The 14196-nt window shown below is 73.0% G+C and carries 11 protein-coding genes; 5 read left to right on the top strand and 6 right to left on the bottom strand.

Annotated elements, in window-relative coordinates:
* Nucleotides 1-99: 99 nt before the first annotated feature.
* A complete protein-coding gene (locus ACQP2O_RS23665) occupies nucleotides 100-1314 on the top strand; it encodes an MFS transporter (protein WP_433191138.1) in 1215 nt (404 codons plus the stop codon).
* 204 nt (nucleotides 1315-1518) lie between these two features.
* Here the strand turns inward: ACQP2O_RS23665 and ACQP2O_RS23670 are convergent, their stop codons facing one another.
* The gene (locus ACQP2O_RS23670; RefSeq protein ID WP_360879547.1) at nucleotides 1519-1716 is read right to left on the bottom strand and encodes a DUF5999 family protein; all 198 of its coding nucleotides are present in this window, start codon (nucleotides 1714-1716) and stop codon (nucleotides 1519-1521) included.
* 214 nt (nucleotides 1717-1930) lie between these two features.
* Here ACQP2O_RS23670 and ACQP2O_RS23675 point away from each other — a divergent pair, with 214 nt between their 5' ends.
* Nucleotides 1931-2620 (top strand): HAD family hydrolase, encoded by a 690-nt coding sequence (locus ACQP2O_RS23675; protein ID WP_433189052.1) that lies wholly within the window; start codon nucleotides 1931-1933, stop codon nucleotides 2618-2620.
* A 96-nt stretch (nucleotides 2621-2716) separates the two neighbouring features.
* Here ACQP2O_RS23675 and ACQP2O_RS23680 read toward each other — a convergent pair whose 3' ends face one another.
* The 4 genes from ACQP2O_RS23680 to ACQP2O_RS23695 are packed head-to-tail and all read right to left on the bottom strand — an operon-like array spanning nucleotide 2717 to nucleotide 7390.
* Nucleotides 2717-3763 carry an alcohol dehydrogenase catalytic domain-containing protein gene (locus ACQP2O_RS23680; protein WP_433189055.1) on the bottom strand — a complete coding sequence of 349 codons (1047 nt, stop codon included), beginning with the start codon at nucleotides 3761-3763 and terminating at the stop codon, nucleotides 2717-2719.
* Nucleotides 3760-5028: an aspartate aminotransferase family protein gene (locus ACQP2O_RS23685; RefSeq protein ID WP_433189058.1), complete on the bottom strand. Its 1269-nt coding sequence runs from the start codon at nucleotides 5026-5028 to the stop codon at nucleotides 3760-3762. The genes ACQP2O_RS23680 and ACQP2O_RS23685 overlap by 4 nt, the downstream gene beginning before the upstream one ends.
* On the bottom strand, nucleotides 5028-6452 hold the full coding sequence (locus tag ACQP2O_RS23690) for a trehalose-6-phosphate synthase (protein ID WP_433189061.1): 1425 nt from the start codon (nucleotides 6450-6452) through the stop codon (nucleotides 5028-5030). Before ACQP2O_RS23690 ends, ACQP2O_RS23685 begins: the two co-directional genes overlap by 1 nt.
* 2 nt (nucleotides 6453-6454) lie before the next feature.
* Nucleotides 6455-7390 (bottom strand): SDR family oxidoreductase, encoded by a 936-nt coding sequence (locus ACQP2O_RS23695; protein ID WP_433189064.1) that lies wholly within the window; start codon nucleotides 7388-7390, stop codon nucleotides 6455-6457.
* Between the two features lie 241 nt (nucleotides 7391-7631).
* On the opposite strand from ACQP2O_RS23695, the gene aroB reads away from it, so the two are divergent.
* The 3 genes from aroB to ACQP2O_RS23710 are packed head-to-tail and all read left to right on the top strand — an operon-like array spanning nucleotide 7632 to nucleotide 11927.
* Entirely contained in the window at nucleotides 7632-8804 is a 1173-nt protein-coding gene (aroB, locus tag ACQP2O_RS23700) for a 3-dehydroquinate synthase (protein ID WP_433189067.1), read from the top strand.
* Nucleotides 8801-10783 carry a TIM barrel protein gene (locus ACQP2O_RS23705; protein ID WP_433189070.1) on the top strand — a complete coding sequence of 661 codons (1983 nt, stop codon included), beginning with the start codon at nucleotides 8801-8803 and terminating at the stop codon, nucleotides 10781-10783. Before aroB ends, ACQP2O_RS23705 begins: the two co-directional genes overlap by 4 nt.
* A gap of 34 nt (nucleotides 10784-10817) precedes the next feature.
* Nucleotides 10818-11927 carry a sugar phosphate nucleotidyltransferase gene (locus ACQP2O_RS23710; protein WP_433189073.1) on the top strand — a complete coding sequence of 370 codons (1110 nt, stop codon included), beginning with the start codon at nucleotides 10818-10820 and terminating at the stop codon, nucleotides 11925-11927.
* Between the two features lie 108 nt (nucleotides 11928-12035).
* Here the strand turns inward: ACQP2O_RS23710 and ACQP2O_RS23715 are convergent, their stop codons facing one another.
* A complete protein-coding gene (locus ACQP2O_RS23715; RefSeq protein WP_433189076.1) occupies nucleotides 12036-14138 on the bottom strand; it encodes a PQQ-dependent sugar dehydrogenase in 2103 nt (700 codons plus the stop codon).
* Nucleotides 14139-14196 lie beyond the last annotated feature (58 nt).

Consider the following 14196-nt stretch of genomic DNA (forward strand, 5'->3'; position numbering starts at 1 on the left):
CGCCGGGCGCCGGTCCGGATCGGCTGGGCGCGGGTACCGGTGTGCTCTCGATACCGTGGTCGCTCGCGATCTTGACGACCACGGGTCCAAGGAGTTCCCATCGCCTCGCCACGCAGCCTCGTCTTCTCGGCGTTCACGGCATTTGCCGCCTTCGGTGCTTTTTGGGGCGTCTGGGGTGCCTCGGTGCCCCGGGTGCAGGACCAGGCCGGGGTCGACGACGGCGAACTCGGGTTCGCGCTGCTCTTCGTCGGCGCGGGCGCTCTTCCGGCCATGCTGCTGGTGGGCAGGGCCCTCGACCGCTGGGGGCTGAAGGTCGCCGCCGGCGTCATCGCCCTGCTCGGCATTGTGGGAGCCGTACTGGCGCTGACGGCGGTGAACCTGCCGAGCCTGTGCGCCGGGCTGGCCGTCGCCGGAGCGACGAGCGGCGCGGCCGACGTGGCCATGAACGCGGTGGCCGGACGGGCCGAGAAGATCGCCGGACGGCCGGTCATCACCCACGCCCACGGCACGTTCTCCGCCCTCGTCGTGCTCGCCAGCCTCGGCACGGGGGCCGCCTCCGCCGCGTCCTGGCCGCTCGCCGTGCCGTTCATCGCGATGGCCGCCGTCGCCGTCGTCGCGGGCGCGGCCCTCCTCCGGACGCTGCCGCCGAACACCGCCGGCCACGATGAGGCCGACGCGGGCACCGGCCCGGCAGAGGCGTCGTCCACCGCCCGATCCCGTTACCTTCCCCTGCTTCTCGTGGGGGTCCTGGGCACGCTCGCCTTCGCGAGCGAGAACGCCCACCAGAGCTGGAGCGCCGTCTTCGCCCAGGACGAACTGCATGCCGGGGCGTGGCTCACCACGGTGGCCCCTGCCGTCTTCGCCGGAACCGTCGCGATCACACGCTTCTCGATCGGCGGACTCAAAGACGGCCACGCGCGGACCGTCGTCCTGACCGGCGCGCTCGCCGCCGCACTCGGAGCGCTGATCATCGCGGCCGCCCCCACCCTGCTGGTGGCCGCGCTGGGGCTCGTCCTGGGCGGAGCGGGGACCGCCGTGCTGTTCCCGACCCTCCTCGGCATCGTGTCGCGTGACGTCGACGAGGCGTACCGGGGCCGTGCGACGTCGATCGTCGGCACGGTCTCGTACCTGGGCTTCCTTCTCAGCCCGGTCTACGTCGGCCTGTGGGCCGACGCCGTCGGGCTCCGCGGGGCCATGGTCGCGGTCGCGGCCCTCGGCGTCGCCCTGTTCGTCCTGGTGCCACCGCTGCTCCGCCTCGGTGGCTTCGCCGGCAGGAGGACCGCGCGAACATCACCGGGCCGTGTGGACGCATGACGACGCCTGCTGGAGGCCAGAGGCCGCGCTAGGAGGGCTTTCGGCGCACGAAGTGGGCGCCGGAGCCGACACATGGGGGCATGTCGGCTCCGGCGCCCATTGGGGGGACCCGGGGGGTTCGGGTGGCTCCGTCACGAGGCTCACGCGGCGGCTCGGGGCCTGCCGAGGGCCGTGTCGTCGCGCGTTCGCGGCGGCGCGTGCGGGCTATGCGGCCACGGGTTCGAACATGTCGTCGTGGATGGGGACACTGCGGCCGTCGGGCAGCAGCTCGCCGGTGTCGTCGAAGACGATGACGCCGTTGCAGAGCAGACCCCAGCCCTGCTCGGCGTGGTACGTGACGAGGCGGGCTGCGTCGTGATCGGGAGCGTCCGCGGACGGGCACTTCGGTCGGTGCTGGCACATTGCGGATCTCCCCCTTCTGGCTGGTCGTGGTGTACCTCTTCCAGTTACAAGAATGCCTCGGATCTGACGGCTGCGAAGTGGGACAAATACCTGCGTGGGTACCCGAACCGCCGCCTACGTATACGTAGGCCGGTCCGATCCTCGGTCTCAGCCGTGGCCACTGAGGCTGGAGGGGGCCGAGGTGCCTGCGGGCCGCCGCCCCTATGCTGTCGCCGTGGACGAACTGGCGGACGCCCGCGTGGAAGCTGTTCTGTTCGACTTTTCCGGCACGCTGTTCGACGACACCGGGGTGCTGGACCCGGCGGCCCTCGTCGCGACGGCCGCCCGCCACGGCGTCGAACTCGACCAGGTCATGGCCGCCGACGTCATCCGGCGGACCCTGCGCCACGTCGACTCGCCCGAGGGCTTCGCGGCGCGGGAGGGAAGCGACCTTTCCCCGGAGGCGCACCGGGCGGTGTGGACCAGGTTGATCGCCGAGGCCGGGCCGTTCGGGCCCGACCTGGTCGCGGCGCTCTACGCGTGCCTGACCGCCCCGGAGGCGTGGCTGCCGTACCCGGACACCGTGCCGGTGCTGCGCGCCCTGCGGGACTCCGGCGTCCGCACCGGGGTGCTCAGCAACATCGGCTGGGACATCCGGCCGGCGTTCGCGCGGGTGGGCGCGCTGGAGTCGCTGCACACCGTGGTGCTGTCCTGCGAGCACGGGATGGCCAAGCCGGATCCCGCGCTGTTCGCCGTGGCCTGCGAGCGGCTGGGCGTCTCCCCGGACCGCGTGCTGTACGTCGGGGACGACCCGGTGAAGGACGGCGCGGCCGTGCGCGCCGGGCTGCCCGTCTACCTGCTGCCCAGCGAGCGGTCCGTGCGCACGCCGCGGGGGCTCACCGCCGTGCTCCGGCTGGTCCGCTGACGGCGCCGGCCGCCGGCCCGGCCGGACTGGCCGCCACAAGTGCGGCGCATGAGCACAGATGATGCGAATGGGCACCATGTGGCGCGCAACGGCGGGTCAAGGACGGGCCAGCACCTTGCCGAATCGCCGTTCCGCGGCGAGTCGGCTCAGAGTGGCCGGCAGCTCGGACAGGGACACCTCGGCGATGATCAGCCGCTCGACGCCCAGCCCGTCCGGGGAGTCGGACAGCGCCCGCAGCGCGCGCCGGAAGTCGTCGGGCGTCGTTCCGTAGCTTCCTCCGACCTGGACCGGTTTGCCGCGCCACTCCGCCGCCTGAACCCGCTCGCCCCGCCGCAGGCGGTCCAGGTCGCAGGCCAGACCGGGCAGCCGGTCGCCCGCGGCGGTGCCGCCGTAGAGCATGACGAGCCCGTGGCGGTGCGCCAGCCGCAGCGCGTGCTCCAGAAGTTCCGGCAGCACGAAGCTGGTGGCGACCACCACGATGTCGTGGGCGTCGGAGGACGTCTCGCCCAGGGGCGCGCCGCCGGTCTTGGGGAGCATCCGCCGCGCGGCGAGGAAGGCCAGCCGGTCGGCGGCACCGTTCACGATCAGGACGCGGGCGCCGGCGGCCTCGGCCAGCCGGGCGATGAGCACGCCGGCCGTTCCCGCGCCCAGGACACAGACGGTCGCGCCGCGAAGGTCGGAGCCGCCGAGATGGCGGCTGATCATGGTGAGGCAGTGCGCGGCGCACGCGAGCGGCTCGGCGAAGACCAGGCGGCGTTCCCCGACCCCGGCCGGGGCCGGCGGCAGGGCCCGTACCAGCGCGTCGCCGTCCCCACCCGCCCACATCGAGCGCGCGAAGCCGGTGCTCCGCAGCACCGGAACGTTCGGATCGAGGCAGACGCGGGCGCCGACCGGCAGGCGGGGAGTCGAACTGCGCGCCACCACGCCGACCAGCTCGTGGCCGAACTGGCTCGGCCCCGGCCGCCGGCCGGCGATCTCTTTCAGGTCGGAGTTGCAGATCCCGATCAGTGCCGGTTCGACGAGCACCGCCTCCGGTGTGTCCGGGCGGCGGGGCCGGGCGCGGGACAGCCGTGGCCCGGAGCTCGTCAGCTCCACGCTCAGCGGCGCCGCTCCCCGCGCCGCGGTGTCCGATGCGCCGCTCACGGCCGCAGTGTCTCCAGCGCCTCGCCGAAGCGGTCGGCGATCAGGCCGGCGTCCTCGGCCGTCAGCACCAGCGGCGGCCGCAGCTCTATCACGTTGCCCTGGCCGTGCTCGGACACCCGCGTGATCACCGCCCGGTCGGTGAGGGCCTTGTTGAGCGCGGTGGCCAGCCGGGGGGAGCGGGCGCCGTCGGGCTCGACCAGCTCGACTCCCAGCATGAGGCCGACGCCGCGCACGTCGCCCACGCAGGGGAAGTCCGAGCGGAGCGCCCGTAGCCGCTCCAGCAGCACGGTCCCGGTCGCGCGCACGCCGGCGAGGAACTCCGGGCGGCGCACCTCGTTCAGGGTCGCGACGGCGGCGGCCGCGGACAGGGTGTGGCTGCCGTAGGTGAACCCGTGCATCGAGCGCGGCATGCCCACGAGGCGTTCCTCGGTGAGGATCGCGGCGAGGGGGAAACCGCTGCCGGTCAGCCCCTTGGACAGCGTCATCATGTGCGGGGTCACGCCGAAGTGCTCGGCCGCGAACAGCCGGCCGGTCCGGCCCAGTCCCGTCTGGTTCTCGTCGAAGATCAGGATGATGTCGCGTTCCTCGCAGAACTCCTTGAGCCGCCGGAGGTAGCCCGGGGGCGGGACGACGTTGCCGCCCACCCCGCTGATCGGCTCGATGATCATCGCCGCGACGCTGCCCGAGCTGGCGTAGGTGATGAAGTCCTCGATCCGGTCCACGCACCACATGCCGCAGGTGTCCGGAGTCTGCCGGTAGAAGCAGCGGAAGCAGTACGGCTCGGGCACGTGCACCGCCCCGGGCAGGTGGTACGGGAACGGCGCCCGCATCCGCGACGTCCCGTTGTAGCTGGTGGCGGCGACGCTCTGGCCGACGTGCCCGCGGAACGGCACGATGACGTCCCGTTTGCCGGTGATCCACTGGGCGATCTTGATGGCGCCCTCGTTGGCGGTGGAGCCGCCGGAACTGCGCAGGTTCACGCGGGTCAGCGCCGGCGGGCTCAGCTCGACGAGCAGCTCCATGACCTGGTCGGTCGGCGTCGTACGGAACGAGGAGCTGGCGAACACCAGGTCGCCGAGCTGGTCCCGGACCGCCGCCAGCACGGCCGGGTGGTTGTGCCCCAGCACGAGGTTGAACGTCCCGGACACGCAGTCGAGATACTCCCGGCCGTCCGCGTCCCAGACGCGCACGCCCTCGCCGCGGACCAGATGGACGTCGCCCAGCTCGTAGTAGGCGAACGCCTGCGGGTCGGAGCCGGCGTCCATCACCCGACGTCCAGACTGGCCAGCTGCGCGGTGACCCAGGACTCCAGGGTCCACGGCCGGGCGGTCTCGCGCCGCCGCTCCGCCGCCTCGGCCCGTTCCTTCGGGTCGGCCAGCAGCCCGGCGGCGATCGCCTCGGCCTGCTCGATCAGGTCGTAGGGGTTGACCGTGCGGCACACCGGGGCGAGGATCTCGGCCGCGCCGGCCATCTCCGACAGCACGACGTCGGCGTCCCGCTCGTTCACCAGGGGCGCCTCGAAGACGCTGAGGTTCTGGCCGTCCACCGTGGAGTTGAAGATCAGCAGGTCGGCCCGTTCGAAGCAGCCGAAGGTGTGGCCGACCTCGTTGTCGCAGTGCGTGCGTACCGTGTCGGCTCCCAGCGTGGCGTTGGCCTCGGCGACGGCCTGCTCCACCCGTCTCTGGTACTCGGCGTTGGCCGTGACGTACAGGCGGTTCGGGTTCATCCGCACGAGCATCCGGGTCCCGCGCAGGCGCTCGTTCCGCTGGACGGCCAGCACGAAGGCCTGGACAGCGCGCTCGCCGTTCTTGATCGGGTCGGTGCGGCCGGAGTGCACGACGAGCGGGCGGTCGCCGGCCCATTCGGCGATGCCCGCGGGCAGCCGCGCGTCACGGCGGTGCAGCGTCTCCGGGCTGTACCCGAGAGGCTGGGTGCGCACCTTGGTCAGGTGGCCGGCGCGCCGTACGGTGCAGGCGTCCGTGTCGACCTCGGCGTCGGGCAGGAGGTCGGCCACGCAGGCCAGGAAGTTGGCCGTCCAGCGGTGGGCGAAGAACCCGATGGTGTCGGCCGCGAGCATGCCCTCCAGCACGCCGGTCCGGATCGTCCGGGGGAGGATCCGCCAGTAGTCCGCGGACGGCCAGGGAATGTGCACGAACAGCAGGATCGGCGCGTCCGGGCGCCGGGCCCGGAGCCGTTCGGGGACACGGACGAGCTGGTAGTCGTGGACGAGGAAGACCGGGTCGGGCTCGTCCGCGGAGCGCCGCAGCAGTTCACCCGCGAAGTCCTCGGTGAACTCCCCGAACCGCTCCCACGCCTGCCGGGTCTCCTCGCCGAAGGACGGCTGGGTCCAGCGGTCCCAACCGTAGTTGTTCCCGGCCCACATCAGCTCGGCGGTGAAGAAGTTCTGCACGGTCCGGAAGGCGTCGCGGTCGTGGCGCAGCTGGTGGAGCCGTACCGTGCGGCCCGACGGCAGCTCGATGCTCATGCCGTCCGGGTTCTCGATCGCCGCCCGGTGGTCGTCGTCGCTGTCCGCGCTCACGATCCACGCCACGTCCAGGTACCCGGCCTGCTCGGCGACCACGTTGCCGGTGCCGCCCGGGGCCAGCCACGCGCGCAGCCGCCCGGTCTCCGGCTCGGGGGCGTAGCTGACCACCGCGCGTTTGCTGGCGAGGAAGACCCGCTTGCTCACTCTCACTCCTCCACGGATCGGGGGGCGGGGACGGTGAAGGGTGTTTCGGGGGAGAGCGCACGCCCGGCCAGCCGGCGGGTGCCCTCGTCGACGTCCACCGGCCACAGGCCGGCCAGCTCCGGCAGGTCGGCCGCGTACTCGCTGTGCAGGCAGGCATTGGCCGGGCGGCAGGCGTAGGCCGTACCCGCCTTGCGGACCGGACGGATCAGGCTCTCGTCCAGCCCGAGGCCCCGGGCGATCCGGCCGGCCCACGCGTACCGCGAGAGGCGATCGGGCCCGGCCAGGTGCAGCACACCCGTCCGCCGGGTCCGCACGAGCTCGGCCGACCAGGCGGCGACGTCGTCGACGAGCACCGGGGTGTTCCAGTGGTCGGGCGGGGCCTCCACCGGAAGCCCCGCCCGGAGCCTGCGGACGCAGGTCGTGAAGTAGTTGGGCCGGTGGCCGTCGGGGTCCCAGCCGTAGACGAGGCTGACGCGCAGCACCAGGGCGGAGCCGGTGTCCAGCAGGGTCCGTTCGGCGGCCAGCTTGGCGCGGCCGTACGCGTTGGCGGGCGCGACCTCGTCGGACTCGCGGTGGCTGTGCCGGGTGCCGGCGAAGACGTTGTCCGTCGAGATCAGCAGGACGGGACGTCTCCCGAGGGCCTCCGCGAGGTTGGCCGCGCCGTCGCCGTGCGCGGCCATCGCCTCCTCGGGATGCCGCTCGCACCAGGTGATGTCGGAGGGGCCGTGCACGACGACGACGGCGTCCGGCGCGACGAGGCGGAAGGCGTCCCGGCAGGCCCAGGGATCGCGTACGTCCAGCTCTCGCCATTCCATGCCCGTCGAGGACCGGGCCGTCGGCGGTCGTCTGGAGCACAGGACCGCCCTGCCGCCGAGCGCGCGGATCCGGGCGCCGATGCGCCCGCCGAGATAACCGCTGCCGACCACCATCGTCAGCATGGGCGGGCCTCGCGCCGGGCGGATCCGTCGACCCGCGCGGCGGCCGGCCCGTTGCGAGCGGAGCATGTCGCATCCGCCGGAGATCTCACCCGCTCGGCGTTCCGGCCGGCGCCCTCAGATGTACGCATCGACCCACATCATTGGCAAATCTCCCATTTGACAAACATGGTGACTTAGGGGGTTACCGAATCTGATTCGGGGGTAAACCCGACTCATTTGGTTGATCTCGGTAAGGAGGAAGATGGCCGAAAGCGGCTATGTCGTTCGTGATCGCATCCCGTTGTCCACGAATCCGTCGGCCATTGAGCTGAAAATCAACCGAGAGGACACCTACCGCATCCACGTCGTGCGTGATTCGTCGGCGGCCACCGAGGCGCTCCTCGCCGAACTCGACGGCCGCCGCGCCGCGGTGATCACCGAGCGGACCGTCGCCTCGCTTCCCGCATACCGGATCACCGGCGCCCTCGGCGAACGCGGGAGACTGCTCGGCAGCATCGCCATCCCGCCGGGGGAGCGCAGCAAGAGCCTCGACACCGCCTACCTGCTCATCGACTGGCTGGCCCAGCTCGGCCTGGCGCGGCGGGACGTCGTGGTCGCGCTCGGCGGCGGAATGATCATGGATACGGTCGGCTGGGTGGCCAGCGCGTACATGCGCGGCGTGCCCTACGTCAACGTCCCCACCACCCTCCTCGCCCAGGTCGACGCGGGGCTCGGCGGAAAGGTCGCGGTCGACCACAACGCCGCCAAGAACCTGGTCGGCGCGTTCTACCAGCCACGCGCCGTCATCTCGTGCCTGGAGTTCCTCGAGACGCTCGACCCGCGGCAGGCGCGCGCGGGTCTCGCCGAGGTCGTGAAAAAAGCGGTCATCGCCTCCCCGGAACTGTTCCAGTTCATCGAGCAGAACGCCGATGAACTGGTGCGATGCAGTCCCCGGCCATCCGAGACGCTGGTCCGCGCGGCCAGCACCATCAAGTGCGAACTCGTCGGACGCGACCCTTATGAGGTCGACCTGCGCCGCCCGCTGAACTTCGGGCACACCGTCGGGCACGCCGTGGAGACGACCACCGGGTACGGCCCGGTGCTGCACGGTGAGGCGGTGGCCTTCGGGATGGCCATCGCCGTCGACATCTCCCGGGCCCGCGGCCTCCTCGCCCCGGCCCTCGCCGACCGGATCACCCGGCTGCTGACCGGCCTCGGCCTGCCGGTCCGCCTGGAACAGCTCCGGTCCGTACCGCCCGTCGAGGACGTGCTGGCCGCACTGGACAAGATCCGTGAGATCCGGGACGGCAGCCTGCGTTTCGTGCTCCCGGTCGAGCTGGGCACCACCCTCATCGCCGATGACGTCACCGAGGACGAGGTGCGGGCCGCCCTCCTGCGCAACGTCGCGGAGGACGTCCCGGCGGGCCGCCGATGACGGCGCTGTGGGCGGTCGACGCCGGCGGCAGCACCACCTCGGCGATCATCTCGACGGGCGTCGTCCGGACGTACGGGCCGGTCAATCCCGCGTCCGTCGGCGCCGACGCGGCCGACCGGACCCTGCGCGCCCTGTTCGGCGAGGTCGCCGCCGCACTGGACGGCCGGCCGGGAACCGGGTGGATCGCCACCGCGACCGTGGACCTCGCCGACCCGGGCGGGGAACCGGACCGCCTGCGCGCGCTCGCCCGCGAGGCGGGCGTGCACGGCCGGCTGCTGCTGTCCAACGACGCCCTGCCCTGGCTCGTCGCCCCGCCTCTCGACGGCCGGGGCGTCGCGCTGGTGTGCGGCACCGGGTCGGGATTCATCGCCGCCGGTGACCGTGCCGCCCTGACGCGGGTGGGCGGCTGTGAGTACCTGGGCAGCGACGAGGGCAGCGCCTTCGACCTCGGGCTGGCCGGGCTCCGCGCCGCCGTCCGCGCCGAGGACGGCCGGGGCCCGGCGACCGCGATCGCCGCCCGGCTGGCCGACCGGCACGGGGCGGCCCCGGCCGAACTGGCCCGCCGGCTCGCCGCCGAGGCGTTCCCCAAGGCCGCGGTGGCCGCCCTCGCGCCGGCCGTGTGCGACGCCTGGCTGGACGGCGACGGTCCCGCGGCCGCGCTGGTGTCCGCCGCGCTCGACGAGCTCGTCCTGGGCGTGCGCGCCGCCCGCGACCGGGCCGGCCTCACCGGCCACTGGTCCGTCGCCGCCGGCGGCGGTGTGCTGCGCGGCTGCCCCCCGCTGCTGACCGAACTCACCCGGAGGCTGCGCTCCGAGCTGTCGGCGGCCGAGGTCGTCCCGGTCACCGAACCGGTGGCGTCCGTGCACGCCGCGCTCCGGAACCACGTTCGGGACGGCCGGGTCCACCCGCCGGACGGGCCGGCCGGCGGCGCCACCTGGCTCATCGACCTGGACCCGGCGCCGCGCCGCGCCCGGCCGAACCCCGCACCGCCGCCCCCGGAGGCCGGCGACCCGCAGGTGCGCGTCGGACTGTGCCTGGCGGCCTGGGGCGGTTCCGGGCTCGCCGCGGCGCTCGAGCAGGCCACGCTGGTCGAGGCGGACGCCGTGGACCTGCCCACCGACACCACCTCGGGCCTGCTGGATCTGGCGCGCTGGTCCCGGGACGAGGCCTACCGCGCGGAACTGCGCGCCGCGCTCGCGGGCGGGCGCGTCGGCTGCGTGAGCAACAGCCGGGACACCCAGCTGCTGCTCGGCCCGCACGGCCCGCACACCGATCCCGTACTCGACGGCTCCGAGCAGGCCAAGCGCGAGCACGCCCTGCGGCACGCCCTCGACACGGTCCGGCTCGCCGCCGACCTGGGCGCGCCCCACGCCCGGCTGATGTTCGGCGTCCCGGACGTCGCCCGCTGGCTCTCCTGGTGGCACAGCACCGTGAGCTGGGCCGACAACGTCACCGACTGGTGCGAGCGGGCACGGCCGGTCCTGAGGCTGGCCGCCGAGCACGGCGTGACACTGCTGGTCGAACCGCATCCCAAACAGGTCGCCTACGACCGGGCCAGCGCCCGGCACCTGCTCGACGCGGCGGCGCGGGCGGAGCCGCGCGCCGCGGTCCGGCTCTGCGTCGACCCGGCCAACCTCGCCGCCACGGGACACGACCCGGTGGACGCGGTCCGCGGTTGGGGCACCGACCTCGGCGCCGCTCACGCGAAGGACCTGCAGGTCTGGAAGGGCGCCGAGGCGCCGCGCGGAGCGGGCTGGTCCCGGTACGGTCCAGGGCCGCCGATCCGGTTCCGCGCCCTCGGCACCGGCGGGCTGCCCTGGCCGGCGATCGTCTCCGCGCTGCTCGACGAGGACTTCCACGGCGTGCTGTACGTCGAGCACGAGGACGCCCTGCTGCCCCGGGAGCAGAGCGTGGGCGTCTCGGCACGGCTCCTGCGCGAGCTGCTGCCGCGGGCCCGCCCGCAGGGGCGCACATGGTGACGGACCGGCCGTCTCACTTCCGGAGGAGGACCCGATGACCCTGCAGGACGTGCGCGCGGCGCTGCTCGCCGGTGGTCTCGGCGAGCGGATGGGCCGGCTGACCGACGCCATGTGCAAGCCGCTCGTCCCGTACGCCGCGTCCTGCCGTCTGGTCGACTTCAGCGTCGCGAACGCGGCCCGCTCCGGGGTGCCCGAGGTGGTGCTGCTGTCCCTGCATCGGGAGCGGGACCTGATCGACCATCTCACGTCGCACTGGGACGGCAGGGGAGTCCGGGTGAACTTCGGCCCCCATGACGAACTCGTACGCTCGGGCGATCTCGCGGCCGGTGCCCCGCTGCCGCCCCGGCCCGCCGAGTCCGGCACCGCCGACGCCCTCCTGAACAACGCCGAGTACCTGTTCGCGCCCGGCGCGAGAGACGTCCTGGTGCAGCACGCCGATCACGTCTACGTCTTCGACTACGGGCCGATGGTCGCGGCGCACCGCGCGGCCGGCGCCGACGCGACCATCGGGGTGCAGCGCATCGAACGGCGCTTCGTCCACCTGTTCGGCATGGTGGACGTCGACGCGGACCTGCGCGTGCGCCGCCTGGTCGAGAAGCCCGCCGAGCCGACGTCGGACCTGGTGTTCACCGCGTTCTGCCTGTTCCGGGCGGACGTGCTGGAGGAGGTGCTCACCTCGCTCGCCGCGCTCGGCGAGAACGGCTGGCGGCACGACATCAGCCGGGACGTCCTGCCCGTGATGATCGGGGAGGGACGTCGTGTCCTGGCCCATCCGATCTCCGGATACTGGGCCGACATCGGCACCGTGGAGCGCTACCACCTGGAGCAGATGCGGTTGCTCGACCGTCCGTTCCCGCTGCCGCCGGAGACTCTCCCGCGCACGCTGGCCGACGCGCCGCCTCGCTTCGTCCCCCACCTGCGCAGCCTCGTCGGGGCGGGTGCCGACGTGCCGCCCGGCGCGGTCGTACGGTCCAGTCTGCTGTACCCCGGGTGTGTCCTGGAGCCGGGGGCGGAGGTGGATCGGTCGGTGGTTCTCCCCGGCGCACGCGTGCGGGCCGGGGCGCGCCTGAGCGGCGCGGTGGCGGCGGTCGGTGAGGACGTCACGGGCACGCGCACCGGCCTGGCCGACCTGGGACCGGCCTGATCGACCGTGGGCCGCGGGTACGAGCCCGGGTCGAGCGGCGTCACCGACGCCTGTCAGGGCGGTCGCGCGGCGGCCGGCGGGCGCTTCCGCCGACCGCCGCGCTGCCTGTCAGGACACCGAGACGTGGAAGATCTGGTTGTCGCTGTTGTGCGCGGTGCTGTCCTTGTCGCCGCCGTTGGAGGTGGCCAGCCAGATGCCGCCGTCCGGCGCCGGCTCGACGGTGCGCAGCCGCCCGTGGGCGCCGTTCAGGTACTCCTTGACGTTGGTCAGGTCGCTCCCGCTGATCTGCTCGCGGTAGAGGCGCGTGCCGCGCTCGCACGCGACGTACAGGTAGCCGCGGACGATCGTGATGCCGCTGCAGGAGCCGTCGGCCACCGGATACGTGTGCTTGGGCGCGATGAACCCGGACGTTCCGCAGGTGCCGGACGTGCCCTCGCAGGACGGCCAGCCGTAGTTCCCGCCCTTCGTGATGAGGTTCGTCTCGTCCATGACGCTGTTGCCGAACTCCTGCTCCCACAGGCGCCCCTGCGCGTCGAACGCCAGGCCCTGCACGTTGCGGTGGCCGTAGCTCCACACGGCGTTGTGGAACGGGTTGTCCGCCGGGATCGAGCCGTCCGGGTCGATCCGGAGGACCTTGCCGTTGAGGCTGCTGGTGTTCTGGGCGTTGTCGCCGTTCTGCGCGTCACCGGTGCCGGCGAACAGGTACTTGCCGTCGGGGCTGAAGCGCAGCCGGCCGCCGTCGTGGAACTTGTTGCGCTGGATGCCGGAGACGAGAACCTGCTCGGTGCCGGTCTGCAGCGCGTCCGCGGACGGGTCGTACTTGATCCGCACGATCCGGTTGTCCGACGGCGAGGTGTGCATGATGTAGAGCCAGTGGTCGGAGGAGAAGCTCACCGGGTTGATCTCCAGCCCGGTCAGGCCGCCCTCGCCGTCGGTGCTCTGCACGTTCGGGACCGTGCCGATCGTCTTCTTCGCCCCGGTCCTGGGGTCGAGGTGGACGATGGAGTGCGCGTCGCGTTCGTTGAACAGGATCGTGCCGTCGGGCAGGGTGACCAGACCCCAGACGACGTCGTCGTCCGTGCCGACCTGGGTCACCACGCAGACGCCCTCAGCGGGGGTGCACTGCGAGCTACCGGAGGTCGTGACGTCCAGGACCGGCGTGCTGCCGTCACTCTCGTTGCCGTTGCCGTCGTACGCCGTCACCTGCAGGTGGTAGGTGGTGTTCGGCGTCAGGCCGTCCACGGTCGCGCGCGGGGTGTCCGCGTCCGACGCGCCGATCCGCGTTCGGGTTCCGCCGGTCACGTCGTAGACGCGGTAACCGGCGACGCCCACGTTGTCGGTCGAGGCGGTCCAGGCCAGGTCGATGCCGGTGCCGGTCACCGCGGTGGTGTGCACGTCGGCCGGCGCGGTCGGCGGCGTGTGGTCGTCGGACGGAGGCGTCGTCACCGACAGCGTGCCGCTCGGCTGGGAGACGTTGCCGGCCGCGTCGCGGGCGTTCACGTAGAAGCCGTACGCCGTGTTGGGGTTCAGGCCGCCGCAGGTGCCGGTCAGCGTCGAACCGTCGACGCTCGCGCACAGCTGGCCGTCATGGTAGACGTCGTAGCCGGTCACGCCGGTGTCATCGGTGGAGGCGGTCCAGCGGATGGTCGCGCTGTTCGGCGTGTCGCCGACGAGGGTGGGGGTGCCCGGCGGGGCCGGTGGCGTCGTGTCACCGCCGATGGTGCCGTAGACGCCGTACTCCTGCAGCGAGTACCCGTGAGAGGAGTCGCTGCGACACCGCTTTGAACCGTACACCCGCACGTATCGCCCCGTGCCGTCGAGCGATGTCAGGTCCTCGACGCCGCCCTTGCCGCTGGTCGTCGAGTAGATGCGCGTCCAGGTCGCCTGGTCGTTCGACGTGTCGATCTCGTACGCGGCGGCGCACGAGGCGTCCCACTGCAGGCGCACCCGGCTGATGTGGGCGACCGCGCCGAGGTCGACGTAGATCCACTGGGGATCCTTGCCCGAGGCGCTGGCCCACCGTGTCGACGAGTCGCCGTCCACGGCGTTCTTCGCGGCGCAGCAGCCGCCGGACGAGGACGCCGTCACGGGCCGGTTCAGCGACAGCAGCTGATCGGCCGCGACGCCTCCCGCCGCGTGCGCGCTCGCCGCGGTCGCGCACATCGCCGTCACGAGCGCGAACAGGGTTGTTCCAAGCCTCCGCCGTCTCATCCAGTCCTCCTATGTCTGGGCGGGGGCGTGCCGCTTCAGCGACACCGCGGGGCGCGTG

The sequence above is a fragment of the Actinoallomurus sp. CA-150999 genome (genome assembly GCF_050942425.1).
GTDB lineage: Bacteria > Actinomycetota > Actinomycetes > Streptosporangiales > Streptosporangiaceae > Actinoallomurus.

Coding starts and splice junctions, on each gene's coding strand:
- ACQP2O_RS23670 (WP_360879547.1), bottom strand. CDS start 1,716: ATGTGCCAGCACCGACCGAAGTGCCCGTCCGCGGACGCTCCCGATCAC.
- ACQP2O_RS23685 (WP_433189058.1), bottom strand. CDS start 5,028: ATGGACGCCGGCTCCGACCCGCAGGCGTTCGCCTACTACGAGCTGGGC.
- ACQP2O_RS23695 (WP_433189064.1), bottom strand. CDS start 7,390: ATGCTGACGATGGTGGTCGGCAGCGGTTATCTCGGCGGGCGCATCGGC.
- aroB (WP_433189067.1), top strand. CDS start 7,632: ATGGCCGAAAGCGGCTATGTCGTTCGTGATCGCATCCCGTTGTCCACG.
- ACQP2O_RS23705 (WP_433189070.1), top strand. CDS start 8,801: ATGACGGCGCTGTGGGCGGTCGACGCCGGCGGCAGCACCACCTCGGCG.
- ACQP2O_RS23710 (WP_433189073.1), top strand. CDS start 10,818: ATGACCCTGCAGGACGTGCGCGCGGCGCTGCTCGCCGGTGGTCTCGGC.
- ACQP2O_RS23715 (WP_433189076.1), bottom strand. CDS start 14,138: ATGAGACGGCGGAGGCTTGGAACAACCCTGTTCGCGCTCGTGACGGCG.